General features: G+C 40.0%; 12 protein-coding genes. 11 read left to right on the top strand and 1 reads right to left on the bottom strand.

Translation table 11 applies throughout. The annotated features are described in order from the left end of the window. Positions 1-71: 71 nt before the first annotated feature. Complete coding sequence (locus V7K89_RS20320) at positions 72-1,016, bottom strand: tetratricopeptide repeat protein (RefSeq protein ID WP_335190253.1); 945 nt, start codon at positions 1,014-1,016, stop codon at positions 72-74. A gap of 683 nt (positions 1,017-1,699) precedes the next feature. On the opposite strand from V7K89_RS20320, the gene V7K89_RS20315 reads away from it, so the two are divergent. The 11 genes from V7K89_RS20315 to V7K89_RS20265 all read left to right on the top strand — a co-directional run bounded on the left by V7K89_RS20315 (position 1,700) and on the right by V7K89_RS20265 (position 13,560). Next, positions 1,700-2,683 (top strand): substrate-binding domain-containing protein, encoded by a 984-nt coding sequence (locus V7K89_RS20315; protein ID WP_335190251.1) that lies wholly within the window; start codon positions 1,700-1,702, stop codon positions 2,681-2,683. 322 nt (positions 2,684-3,005) lie between these two features. Beyond that, a complete protein-coding gene (locus tag V7K89_RS20310; protein ID WP_335190249.1) occupies positions 3,006-3,947 on the top strand; it encodes a substrate-binding domain-containing protein in 942 nt (313 codons plus the stop codon). 332 nt (positions 3,948-4,279) lie between these two features. Then, positions 4,280-5,047 (top strand): hypothetical protein, encoded by a 768-nt coding sequence (locus V7K89_RS20305; protein WP_335190247.1) that lies wholly within the window; start codon positions 4,280-4,282, stop codon positions 5,045-5,047. 254 nt (positions 5,048-5,301) lie between these two features. Further along, positions 5,302-6,060 carry a hypothetical protein gene (locus V7K89_RS20300; RefSeq protein WP_335190245.1) on the top strand — a complete coding sequence of 253 codons (759 nt, stop codon included), beginning with the start codon at positions 5,302-5,304 and terminating at the stop codon, positions 6,058-6,060. Positions 6,061-6,085: 25 nt separating this feature from the next. Next, positions 6,086-7,144 carry a hypothetical protein gene (locus tag V7K89_RS20295; RefSeq protein WP_335190243.1) on the top strand — a complete coding sequence of 353 codons (1,059 nt, stop codon included), beginning with the start codon at positions 6,086-6,088 and terminating at the stop codon, positions 7,142-7,144. 114 nt (positions 7,145-7,258) lie between these two features. After that, complete coding sequence (locus V7K89_RS20290; protein WP_335190241.1) at positions 7,259-8,014, top strand: SDR family NAD(P)-dependent oxidoreductase; 756 nt, start codon at positions 7,259-7,261, stop codon at positions 8,012-8,014. A 42-nt stretch (positions 8,015-8,056) separates the two neighbouring features. Continuing rightward, entirely contained in the window at positions 8,057-8,512 is a 456-nt protein-coding gene (locus tag V7K89_RS20285) for a hypothetical protein (protein ID WP_335190239.1), read from the top strand. Between the two features lie 1,081 nt (positions 8,513-9,593). Then, positions 9,594-10,646, top strand: a complete 1,053-nt coding sequence (locus V7K89_RS20280; RefSeq protein WP_335190237.1) for a hypothetical protein — start codon at positions 9,594-9,596, stop codon at positions 10,644-10,646. A gap of 76 nt (positions 10,647-10,722) precedes the next feature. Then, positions 10,723-12,156, top strand: a complete 1,434-nt coding sequence (locus V7K89_RS20275; RefSeq protein ID WP_335190236.1) for an NAD-dependent succinate-semialdehyde dehydrogenase — start codon at positions 10,723-10,725, stop codon at positions 12,154-12,156. A gap of 50 nt (positions 12,157-12,206) precedes the next feature. Further along, a complete protein-coding gene (locus V7K89_RS20270; protein ID WP_335190234.1) occupies positions 12,207-12,695 on the top strand; it encodes a GNAT family N-acetyltransferase in 489 nt (162 codons plus the stop codon). Positions 12,696-12,765: 70 nt separating this feature from the next. Then, positions 12,766-13,560, top strand: a complete 795-nt coding sequence (locus tag V7K89_RS20265; RefSeq protein WP_335190232.1) for a methyltransferase domain-containing protein — start codon at positions 12,766-12,768, stop codon at positions 13,558-13,560. The last annotated feature ends 20 nt before the right edge of the window (positions 13,561-13,580 follow it).

The following is a 13,580-nucleotide window of genomic DNA, read 5'->3' as shown; positions in this document are numbered from 1 at the left end:
AAGTTCAGCTAAGAGTAATTTATTTCTTGGAAGTCCCTAAAAGGGTCTTTTAACTCGCAACTCAGCACTCTTCATTTAGAACCATTTTTGATCGACTGCGACAAATGACTTAACCATTTCTTAAACCAGAAGGCAGATGCGGTGCTTGCAACATTTTGAGAAAGAAACTCAATGGCATGATTACAATCTTGCAGGCTGGCATCGAGTCCCATTGCATGATAAATTTCACGAGCATTGCAAAAGGCATTCATCGCTTCTGATTCTCGATTGATTTTTTCTAACACTAAACCCAAATTAAACCAGGCGTTTGCTTCCTCATTTCGGTCATCAAGATTCCTTCTGATCTCTAATGAATGCTGATAAAACTCAAACGCTCTTTGGTACTTTCCTAAAGCCTTATAAGCACGGCCCAATCCACTTAAGGCCATACTTTGACCATTGCGATCGCTGATGAATTTTGCCAGCCCTAACCATTGTTGGTAAAACTCAATTGCTAGTTGGTAAGATCCCAATGATTCATAAGTATTGCCCAAACTTCCCAGGCAAAGACCTACATTAGTCCAATCGCCTGTTTTCTTGGTTATACTTAACCATTGTTGGTAAAACTCTATCGCTTGCTCGTATTTACCCAGGTATTCATAAGTATTGCCCAAAGTTCCTAAGCTTATGCCTTCCCCAGTGCGATCGCCTATTTTCCTGGTAATACTCAACCACTGGTGATAAAATTCAATCGCTCGCTGGTATTTGCCTAGTGATTGGTAAGCGTTACCCAATCCAGATAAAGATTTGGCTTCTTCTAAGCGATCGCCTATTTCTGTTGCTATATCTAACCACTGTTGATAAAACTCAATTGCTAGGTGGTACTCGCCGAGTGACTGGTAAGCATTGCCCAAACTTGCCAAAGAAAAGATTTCCCGATTGCGATCGCCTGTTTCTCTGGCTTTTTCTAAGCACTGCTCTTCAAACTCAATGGACTCAATATTATTTAGTCCCCCGGATCTTATTACTTCTGTCATTCTCTATAGAAATTTTTGATCGATAAGCTGTTGATTATACAATTTTCTGTGGCCTTAGCACAGGATGAGTGCAACTTAGAGGTTGTTTGAAAAGTATTTCACTGTGATTTTAGGCACTTTTAGATCCCCCCTAACCCCTTTAAAATGGTGGGAACCGGAATCAAAGTCTCCCTTTATAAAGGGGATTTATGGGGCACTTAAAAATTTTTATACCGAGAATACGACTTTTCAAACATCCTCTTATGTCAAAATTTGGAAATTATTCTTCAATATTACAACTCTAGTAACGCTAAATAAAGATAGAAAGCACATTATCACAGTACTTTCTTTCCTGCTGGTGGAGTTAATTACTGAAAATTATCAAATTTTCCTGACACTGTGAATAACCAAATTCCGATAGTGGAAACAGCATTTTTATCTATGAAACTGTTACGTGTGAATTGTTCTAAGAAAACTCTTGTTGCATAAAATACCCTAGTAGATTTCAAATCAAGAAATATTAAAATCATTTTCTCCAACTTTGTTGGTAATATACTTATAACTGAAAAATCAAGTACAAAACCAAATCCAACCTCATAAATCAGGGAGTAGGTTGGATAGTTTGAATATTTTCCACATATCATAACTGCTGTTAAAGCTGTTAAATAAGCTACAAAAGAGTATTGAACCCAAGCTGTATAAACATGAAAAAATACTTACTCGCTGCTTCACTGACTAGCTGCATTTTTAACATAATTGTCAGCAACAAAACTTTTGCTGCTAGCATTGGAACCTCGCCTCAAACAGAACCTTCTTCAGTTGTTTTATTTGGTGCCGGTAGTTTGAGAGCAGGTCTTTCTGAAATAGCTGATGATTTTACCAAGGAAAATGGTATTACTGTAGAAACAAGTTTTAATCATTCTGATATCCAGCGCGATCGCATAACACAGGGAGGGGAAAGACCAGATATTTTTGCCAGTGCTGATACCGATAAACCACTCGAAATATATGAGAAAGGCTTGGGTGGGCCAGTGGTAAAGTTCGCTAGCAATCGTTTAGTTGCTGTCACTAGATCTGATTCATCTTTAACATCCAGTAATTTTTTGGAGCAGTTACCCAATCTTCGGATAGGTACACCACCTGATACTGATCCTTTAGGATACTATGCACAGGTCGTATATAAAAAAGCCGATCAAATAGAACCAGGGAGTTTTCAAAAGTTAAATAAAAACACTGCTTTTTTCTCGCCAAATAAAATAGATAATCAAAGTAATTCAGGGCTGACGCCGCAGATAATACCACAAAATAGAAATAATTCTGGTGGTAGTATTTATTATTCTCTGGTAGAAAGTCCGGAGCCAGTAGATGTCAATCTGGCATATTATACTAGCGCTTTGTTAGCACTACAAGTTCCATCTGATTCAACAAGTCTGAAACTGGTCGAATTACCACAAAACTTAGCCGTCAAGGCTGATTATGGTTTAACAGTATTAAATAATGCCAGTCCAGATGGTCAAAAACTAGCTGATTACATTATTTCACCAAATGGACAAAAAGTGCTGGCGAAATATGGATTTAGCGCCCCCTCTACTTCTGTTCCTGAACCTAATAGTATAGGTGGAAGTGTCCTTGCAGTTGGCTTAGTTCTTGCCCTTAATAAAAAACGAGCATTTGTCAAAAGTAAATAGCTAAAGTAGAAGAACACTAGGCTGAGAATAATTTATTCATTTTGTATCCAGAATCAATCTACTAAGCTGAAACCCATCAGTAGCTCAGGATTTTAGCTAGAACAATATTCTTGTAACAATGGATATTTTGTTCATTTGATATCCAGGGCGATAGGCTTCGCTCCGCCTTCGGCGATCGCATCATAGAGAAAAGACCAAGATATCTTCGTTAGTGCTGATATTAATAAACCACTCGAAGTGTATTAGCAAGGTTTAAGTAAATTATCAGTGAACTTCGTTTTCTCGTAGACTTAAGTCCTTAGACATTACTGAGTCAACAAGCATGAAAAAGTATTTAATTATCATCTCGCTGACTACCAGTACTTTCAGTCTCATTCTGCCTCATCCGGCTTTTGCTGTTACTCTTTACGGTGCGGGTAGTTTGCGCGATAGTTTGACACAAGTCGCTAACTCTTTTACCCAAAAATATAGGATTCCGGTAACAACCCAATTTGGCCCATCTGGTTTAACACGAGAACTCATAGAACAAGAGTTATCACAGAGAGGAAAATCCGCAGATGTTTTTGCTAGTGCGGATCTAAACAACCCACTTACATTATTTGAACAAGGTTTAAGTGAACCAGTAGAAACATTTGCAAGCAATCGTTTGGTCGCTGTTGCGCGATCAGATTTGTCACTGACATCAGATAACCTATTGGGCAAACTCCTAGACCCACAGATCAAGTTGGGCACCTCAACCCCTTTAGCAGAGCCATTAGGGGATTACACACAGGAGGTGTTTCGCAAAGCTGATCAAATCAACCCAGGTAGCTTTCAACAGCTTAATGAGAAAGCCCTACGTTTGTCCGGCGGTTCCAATTCCCCATCGGTTCCAGCCGGAAGGGTTAACTTAGTGTACTTTATTGAAGACACGCAGCAGGTAGATATTTATTTGTCCTACTATACTATTGCTCTTTCAGCCCTCAAACAGTCGTCCAATCTGCAAATTGTAGAACTACCTGAAAACCTAGCAGTTAAAGCTGATTATGGACTAACTGTACTTAAAGACGCTAGTCCAGAAGGAACAAAATTAGCTGAATATATTCTTTCACCAACTGGACAAAAGATACTAAAAAACTACGGTTTCACTACCGCCAAAACTACCTCAGTACCAGAAAATCAAGGTGTAAGTGGAATTTTTCTGGCAGTAAGCGCAGCCTTTGCTATGCAAAAAAAATTTACATCTGCCAAAAAGCAACAACTGAAGGTAGGTGGCGATCGCTAGATTTAAAAAACCTATTGACTCAATAGGGATTCTAGAGAGAAATGAAAAAGTGTATCTGGAGTTACATTTTCCTGAATTGGATTGGTATAGGATTTATACCAGATAAGTTGGTATTAAACCACAAACAAGATATTTTACTAACCACAACTTCAGTGCCAGTCGAATGCACTAACTTCAGCTAAAACCCGTAGATTATCAGGGATTAGAAGAATAGGTAATCTTAGAGACAGCGAGAAAAACTATTCTGAAATACCAACCTTCTCGATTCCCAGTTTCTGATTCTGCACTTCCAAAGTTCTGAAACCATTGAAAATAAATCAATTTTGCCAAAAATGAAAAAGCCTATTGGTCAGCCTAAAAAACCGGAACTCAGATCGCGTGTAGACGCACTCCTAGACTCCATGATTGTGAAGTTCTATAAGGAAGTTCCGTTTTCTCAACATATGTTGAATGGATCGCAAATCAATATGGATTACTACAAGCGTCACAACATTGAAACTATTCTTCGGCTGCGGCTAAAACGTACAGTGGATGCACTAGCTATCCGATACTTCACTAAGCATGACCCAGTTCAAGCCAAAGCATGGGCGAAATACACTGAGGAGGAGATGCTTCACGACACCGAGTTCTTCGTCAGGGATCTTGAGGCGGTAGGCGTATCGAAGGATGCGATTTACTCGCAACAGCCAATGCTCTCAACAAAGCTGCTTATGGGATATTTGCTCTTTGACATTGAATACAAAGATAGTCCAATGGCTCTGATCTCAAGCGTTTACTTCGTTGAATACACAACTGTAAAGACCCAACCGCAATGGCTGGACAATTTGGCGAAGATTCTAGGCAAAGACAAAATTATCGGAGCTAGAGGACATGTGAACCTCGATCTCAAAGATGACCATGACGATTTTGTGTGGGATGTCCTTGTATCTTTAATCAAGACTCCTGAGGATGAGGAGAAAGTCCTCGAACATATACGTAATGTAGGTCGTCTTTATGTTGCATACTTTATGGAACTGCATCAGCAGTTGATTGTAGGTCAAACTGACGATCTAATCCTTGGAAAATCCCTTGATATGAGTGTGCTGGCACAGGTGTCTTGATCTATGCAACACTTTGTTGCGGAAGATTTAAGGATGATTCTTGTATAGTGTGAGGCAAGTATCTCCTCTCTTTAACTTTAATATAGGACTCATATCTGATTTCTGAACAAGATTTCAGAGCAAACCCTGATAAAACGGGCTTTTGAGTCTCAGTATATTTTCAAAAATCAAATCGGAGTCCTATATCAAGTCCGGTTGAATACTTATCATTAGGACTGACGCGGGGAAAAAGCTCATTCACTCATCTTGCAAATATGCAACTTTTGCAAAAAAACTGGCTTGATTCGCGGTTATTTGATCGTTATATCCTTCACTACGCCACTCCAAAACAACTTATTCAACCAGCAATAAAGGAATGGATTGTGCAAGGATTGATCCAAGCAATGCCGACTTTAAAGATTGAACAGTATTTTCAGGCGAAGCAAAACTGGTTTGAAGAATGTGATTACTTAATTGTTGCAGTCGAGGCAATATCGAATGACCTAATCGCTATATTGGCATCCAGTTGGGTAGAAATGGACTCATTGCCCTTTCTGCACGTCAAAATACAAATGATTGCAGACCGTTATCAGAAAACACATCTGCTCAAACGTATGTGGGGATTCCATCTTTACAAGGTAAGTCAAGAACATTTTGGATTCCCATCAATCGTTGCTCTAAAAACCTGTCATCCTGCTGTTTTTTCGGCAATGCGGGTATTCTCACGCTTTGATGGTGTTCAAATGTATCCTCGGATTGACGGGGAAATACCAAAGTTAGAGATGAACGAGATAGCTTGTCTGATTGCAAAGAGTATCTGTCCTGGTCTAGAGTTTTGTTTGCATACAGGCGTGATTAAAAATGCTAGTGTACCGATAGATTTTTACCCCTCGCTACCAACAACAAAGAAACCTGACATAGGATACTATTTCCAAAACAATCTGACTCCAGTAGATCGGCTGCTTTGTATTCTTCACATATCAACAGACTTAGCAAAACATCGCATATTACAGTCGTTGGACAAGAAACTATAACCGTTGTTTAAAAAAAGGGTGATTTATGGAGCTTATTACCATTAGACCTGGTTCTTACCGACAGTTTGGCCCGTCAGAAGATTGTATTTTTTACTTGGTGACTAACACAGATATTGTCGAGCAATTCTTGATTGAGAAAAGTGGTGCTTATACAGACTATCGAACAGTTACCTATGACCAGGAAGGCTCATTTGAAGCAATACTACAAAACCAAATCCCAGAAAACTCGCATATTTTTGTAGTTTCACCAAACTGTTTTTTCCGTTCTCCCAATCCAGAGGTATTGGGGGACAAGCGCAAGCTGATTGCGATGGCTTCCAATTCCACACCAACACCACTAGAAGCTGTCAAGCACTTTCTTGGTGTGATCGAACGAACCGATCCGTATGCTCAGGCAGAGTTCGCTGACCGTTTCTTTGAGTTAGGACAAAAAAGCGATCGCTTAGAAATTGTAGATGAAGAGTACGGCACTCGCGCAATTTTCGACCATCTTAACGACAAATACGAATGGAATTTGCAGGCTGGGCCTCTAGAGTGGGGTGAACAACAAATCGCGCCATCAGGAGAAATTAGTGTCTTACCTGCCGATATTTGGGAGTTTAATCCCAATCTTTACCTTGCAATCAATGGTGAGATTGCATTTCGAGGACTACCGATTCTACATAGTGGTGAGCCATCTTTCTTACGAGAGGATCAAGCACGCATTTTCAGTCAGCTGCGACACATGAAGCAGCACGCGCTGATTGCCAAGGTAGAGCAAGGTGTTGTAACGGATTTGCATCCCACTCACCCAGATGTAGAACCAGCAGCAGAGATGCTTAAAGCAATGGGTGCTGTTGATTCCCGGTATTTGACTATTTGGGAGTTAGGCTTTGCGATCAATACCTCACTCGATTTACTTTGGGGTAATTATGCTATGAACGAAGTTTACGGTGGTACTAGTGGAGCGCTGCACTTTGGGCTTGGTCTAACACCTTACACACAGTACCATCTCGATTTGATTTGTCCTGGTATTCGGGTATATGGAAAGGATAAAAAGCTACTTCTTGGTACTCCAGAACTCACTAGCGCTGTTACTAGATGAGCCAAATTACTAATTCGTAATGATGCTTTTTACGAGACGCTACGCGTAGAAAGCGTCATTAGGAATTATTTTGACAAAGCTTGCTATGTTGTCTAGACTTTGGGCAGGGTAACTATGATTGACCTCACAGGAAAAGTAGTACTAATTACAGGAGCGGCTCGTGGTATAGGTGAGGCATCTGCACGCGCTGTTGTGGCTGCGGGTGGTTATGTCGTAGCCAACGATGTACTTGCAGATCAACTTGATGTTTTACAAGCTGATTTAGGCTCAGAGCGCTGTCACGTAGTCGTTTGTGATCTCGCTGATGTCACGGCTGTCCCATATTTATGGGAGCGTGCAACTGAGTGGCGAGATCGCATTGATGTACTTGTGAACAATGCAGGAGTGTATGAAAAAGCATTTATCGAGGGTGATTTTGAGGACTGGCATACCTCTTGGATACGTACACTCAATATTAACCTAGTTGCTCCGGCATCCCTGTGTCGTGAGGCTATCCATCACTTTAAACAGCAAGGTGGTGGAAAGATTATTAACATTGCCAGCAGAGCAGGATTCCGGGGTGACTTGCCTGACTATACGCACTACGCAGCATCGAAAGGAGGAATGCTTGCTCTGTCTCGTACAATCGCTCGTGGATTTGCCGATAAGAATATCCTAGTTTATGCGATCGCTCCTGGATTTGTCCGTACAGAACTTAACGCCGAGTACTTCGATAGCTATGGTGAGTCAGCGGCTATCTCCCAAACACCACTGGGAGAAATGGCAATGCCACAGGATATTGCTAACGTCGTAATTTTTCTAGCATCAGATTTAGCACGTCATGTGACAGGCGCTACCATTGATGTCAACGGGGCTAGTTACGTCCGTTGAGTATAGCAGGTTTCTGAGAGCAAGTATAGGGATGAAAGTTAGATGGATAGTCAACACTTTCCGCTTCCAGGTGGATGTCACTGTGGCAAGCTCAAACTTATATTTAACAGCACACATACTCCAAACCAATTACCTGTCCGGACGTGCGCTTGTTCCTTCTGTCGGAAACACGGCACACGTAGTACCTCAGATCCCAATGGAGACTTGCAAATTCAGATTATCAATCCTGAGCAGGTCATTCGTTATCGCTTTGGTATGCACACAGCCGACTTCCTAATTTGCGGTTGCTGCGGCGTTTATGTTGCCGCTCTCATGCAGAATGAAACACAGCAGTCCTTTGCCACCATCAATGTCAATGTCCTAGATTGTGCTCAGTTAGTCTCTCAAGATTCAGTAACTGTGAACTACGATGGAGAGACTATGCAATCACGACAAGAAAGACGTTTACGAGCTTGGACACCAGTCGTTTCGATTGAAGAACAGAATTCTCAGTCCTAATTAGCTTATCTAAATCAGAGGTATTAATGTTTTTAGACTTGGACTTGCCCTTACACGCACCTTTATTCAAGTCTTAGTGCAGTATATAGCGCACAGATAATTGATCGGCATTAGTTTGTAATGCGGACTTTCAGTTTGTTCAGCTACGTTATTAATCAAAATAGGATGAAGACCGCTGTAGCGAGCAGTAACTGTTATATATCTGCATTAACTCAAGAAAACTCTTTGAATAAGAGAAAAAGGCAAAAAAATAGCAATTATTTGTGCTTTTTAAAAGAAGTAATTGGTGACATAAATGAAATTTCTAACTAGTTACTGAAAAACACAAAAAATATTTCACTCATTGCTCAGACGATATAACACAGTGTACTAATGATTCTTATTGCTGTGTCAAAATCGTTCTATTTAGGTTGCTAAAAAACTGGTTTTTATATATTTAAAAAGGTTAAAAAACATTTTTTAAAGGCTTGTATTTTTCAAAAAATAGTTGTATTGTCTATTTAGCTTGTACAAGCAGACAAACATTAACCAAAATGGAGAAATAACCATGAAGAAAGTAAACAAGAACGGTCGTTATCTTGGCACATTGTTAGGTTAATCTTTTTGGATTAGCTAACTACTGTTCAATTCGCATTTCAGGGTTTTTAAATAGCCCTCAAGAACAAACGTTAACCAGAATGGAGAAATAACCATGAAGAAAGTAAACAAGAACGGTCGTTACCTTGGCACATTGTTAGGCTAATTTTTTTGGATTAGCTAATTAGCATTTAAATTCCATTTGTAAGAGGTTGTTTTAATAAACCTCAACAATTCAGACTTGTTAACAAGTCTGAATTCTAAAAAATGTAATTTATTTGCATAACAGCCGAATAAATAGGAGGAATTTATTTCTCCTATTTATTAAACGAAATAGAAAAGTTTGTATATTATGAAGTAGTAATTTTTCAGAATAAATCAACGTTCATATATACTTATTTATTCAAGTATAAATATGGTGACAATTACTAAAAATAGTATTTTAGGTTGTTTTTAAGTCAGTTCTGTAAAGAATCAACATTTTGTATTTAAGGATATTATCAAAATGGAAACTATACTCATCCGTCCACAACGCCTTCGTCAATTTGGAGCTAGCGAAGATAGTCATTTCTGCCTTGTTACCAACTCCTCTTTAGTAAACCAGTTCCAAATTGGAGAAGATAGCGGCTATACTTCTACAAAAATTGTGTCTTATGATGCAGAGCGATCGTTTGAACAGTTGTTAAACGAAAGTATTCCTGAGCCAGCTCATGTTCTTGTGATTTCTCCCCAATACTTCTTTGAGTCTCCTGCACCCGAAAAGCTGGGACAGCGCAAGCTAGTCGTCATGCCTTGCAATTCCACACCAACGTCATTATTAGCGATTCAGCATTTTTTGGGAATCATGGAGCGCACCGATCCTGAAAAACTAGAAGCCTTTGCCGATCGCTTCTTCGATTTGGGAAGGAATAGTGAGTATCTGGAAATTGTCAACGAAGCTCAAGGTACTAAAGCAATCTTTGAACACCTAGATGACAGCTATGAGTGGAACCAACAGGCAGGATTTATCGAATGGGGAGAACAGCAAATCGCGCCAGCAGGGGAACTCAGCGCACTACCCGATGATATCATGCGATTTAACGCCAACCTCAGGCTAGCAGTGAACGGTGAGATTGCGTTGCAGGGTCAGCCTACAGTCCACTCAGGAGCAGTTTCCTTTTTATCTGAAGATCAGATGCGAATTTACAAATGGCTTGAGTGTATGCGCGATCGCGCAGTCATTGCTACCGTTAATAACGGTCTGATTACAGAGTTACGGGCATCTCATCCAGAAGCTCAACCAGCAGTTGATATGCTCAATAATATGTTTATGTTAGATTCCCGTTACCGGATTATTTGGGAAATGGGGTTTGGCATTAATACCGCTCACGAACTTCTACCTGGGAATTTCGGTATGAACGAAACTTATGGCGGCAGTAACGGGGTGTTCCATTTAGGAATCGGTTTGACACCTTATACTCAGTATGCTCTGATCCTGATCTGCCCAGATACCCAAGTACTGGGTCGGAATGGAGAGGCACTTGTTGGCAAGGCAGCAACGCTTTCAGCAACAAGGTAATGCACTGGAATTTAAATGTGCAAGTATGTTTGCGCTTCTGTTGAACTAATGGTACTACTACCCATAAAACTCTTTTATGAATCAAGAGTTTGGTTTGTTAATTGACGGCAACTGGTGTAATGGCAGCGATAATCGTTTTGGGGAATTAATCAATCCAGCTAACGAACAGGTAATAGGACGGGTAGCTTATGCAAGTCAAACCGATCTTGACCGAGCACTCGTTGCTGCCAAAAAAAGCTTTTTAACTTGGCGTGATACACCAGTAAGTACTCGTGTGAAGATATTAGATCGGGCAGCGACATTACTTTATGACCGTATTGATGCTGCCGCACTCTTGCTTACCTGCGAACAAGGTAAGCCAGTAAGCGAATCCCGCCAAGAATTGATCCGAGCAGCCGAAACCATTGCTTGGAACGCCAAAGAAGCAAAACGAATTTTAGAGTACCGTAATTTTCCTGTGACAGACTATCACAGATTTATCGTACCTGAACCAATTGGTGTTGTCGCTGCCTTTACACCGTGGAACTATCCAGCAGTTGTTTGTGCCCGAAAAATAGCACCAGCACTTGCTGCTGGTTGTACAATAATTCTCAAGGCTGCGGAAGAAACACCAAGTTCAGCTGTAGCGATCGCACTGGCATTGATTGATGCCGGATTGCCACCTGGTGTAGTCAATTTAGTTTTTGGCGATCCACCAGCGATTTCTAAACATCTTCTTGCTTCGCCAATTATCAGGAAGCTTTCTTTCACGGGTTCGACAGTAGTCGGGAAACAACTGGCAAAGCTAGCTACAGATCATCTAGTACGCTGTACCCTGGAACTTGGTGGTCATGCACCAGCGATCGTCTTTGCAGATGCAGATGTTGATACTGCTGCTGAAGCGATCGCTGCTTACAAGTTTAAAGGCTCTGGTCAAAGTTGCAATGCACCTAGCCGAATTTATGTGCATGAAACTCTCTATGAACCATTCCTCAAACGCTTCACAGAACTTGTACAAAATATTCGAGTCGGTGATGGGATGGACGAGAACACTGACATGGGGCCAATGGCAAACCCCCGTCGAATTGCAGCAATGGAACGCTTAGTTGCTGATGCAGTAGCTAAAGGCGGGTGTGTGGTAACTGGAGGAAAAAGGCTGCCAAGACCAGGATATTTCTTTTTGCCTACAGTACTTATTGAAGTTCCAGACGATGCAGCCATTATGAATGAGGAACCATTCGGGCCGATCATCCCCATTGCACCTTTTGCCGACTTTGATCGAGCAATTCATCAAGCAAATAGTAATGCTTATGGACTTGCAGCTTACGTATTTACTAGTTCGCCTGTAGTAGCAGAGGCTGCCGCTAGGGCTTTAGAAGTAGGTAATGTCGGCATCAATCAACTGAGTGGAGTGCCTCCGAATGCACCAGTGGGAGGTATTAAAGACAGTGGCTATGGATATGAAGGCGGAACCGAAGGACTCGAAGCTTTTCTTAACCTCAAGTTACTCAGTCAAAAGGTTTTATCTTAACTTTAATAAACTTGTTTACCAAACAAAACTGAAGACAAGTATAGCTACCTATGTCAACAAAACCAACTATTAATTCCAAAATTCGTTTAGCCACTCATAATGATGTTCCTAGCATAATCAATATTATGCGTGAGGTTTATATTGAGCATGGTCTTGTATTTGAAGTTTCTCAAGAAATCCCAGATATTTTAGATTTTGAGCAAAAATACAATCAAAAATCTGCTGCTTTCTTTGTTCTATTAGTGCAAGAAGAAATTATTGGGACTGTAGGTGTAAAAATAATCAAATCTTCAGAAGCTGAAATCGTCAGGCTTTATCTTAAACGGGATTTTCGAGGTCTTGGTTTAGGCTACCAATTACTTAAAACTGCGGTTGACTGGGCACAATTACAGGGAAAAACTCATATAGAGCTATGGTCTTTTACTCAATTTACCCAAGGTCATCGTCTCTATAATAAATTTGGCTTTACCCAACTTGATACACGCCAAATGAATGATGTTAATCAAACTCAAATGTACGGCTTTGCATTTTCAATCTAAATACTCTGAATGATTTTTGATTAATCATCCGAAAGATTAAATGTTGTTGACATAATGAGAGGACAGTAAAATGAAAACTAATTATGTAATTTCCGGAGGTCAAAAAGGTAAAGACCGTCTGAAAGTACTAGCAGAAGTTGTGCAAGAAACTACACTAAATCTTTTAAAAAACGTTGGAATTAGTGAAGGAATGCACTGTCTAGATGTGGGATGTGGAGGTGGTGATGTAACTACAGAGATAGCTAAATTAATAGGAGAAAAAGGTAAAGTCATTGGCATAGATATGGATAATAGTATTATCCAGTTGATTCAAGAAGAATTTCAACAGGAATTTACTAATATTCAATTTAGAGCATTAAATGCTTTTGATATCGATGAAGAATCACAATACGACTTGACTTATTCTCGGTTTTTACTAGCACATTTAACAAATCCCGGAATAGTGACTACAAAAATGTATCATGCTTTAAAACCTGGGGGAGTTGCTATAGTTGAAGAAACAGACTTTTCTGGATATTACTGTCATCCAGAATCTCAGGCTTTTGCAAGATATCTTGAACTACACCGTCAGGTAATTGATCGAAGAGGTGGAAATGTTGATCTAGGAGCTAAAATTCCTAAAATTTTGAGAGAGTCAGGGTTTAAAAATGTTCAAGTGAATTTAGTACAACCAATATTTACAAAACTTTCAGAAAAAATAATTCCCCAAATAACGCTGCTGAATATTAAAGAAGCAATTATTTCCGAAAAGCTTGCCTCACCAAAAGAGATAGATTCTCTTTTAACAGAGCTAGGTCAATTTATTGAAAAACCAGAAAGTATCATAGTCTTTGCTAGATTATTCCAGGTTTGGGGATACAAGTAAAAGTTGAATATTTTTAGTCT

The sequence above is a fragment of the Nostoc sp. genome (assembly GCF_036917515.1).
In the GTDB taxonomy this organism is placed as follows: domain Bacteria; phylum Cyanobacteriota; class Cyanobacteriia; order Cyanobacteriales; family Nostocaceae; genus Nostoc.
This window is presented reverse-complemented; position numbering and strand designations above follow the sequence as displayed.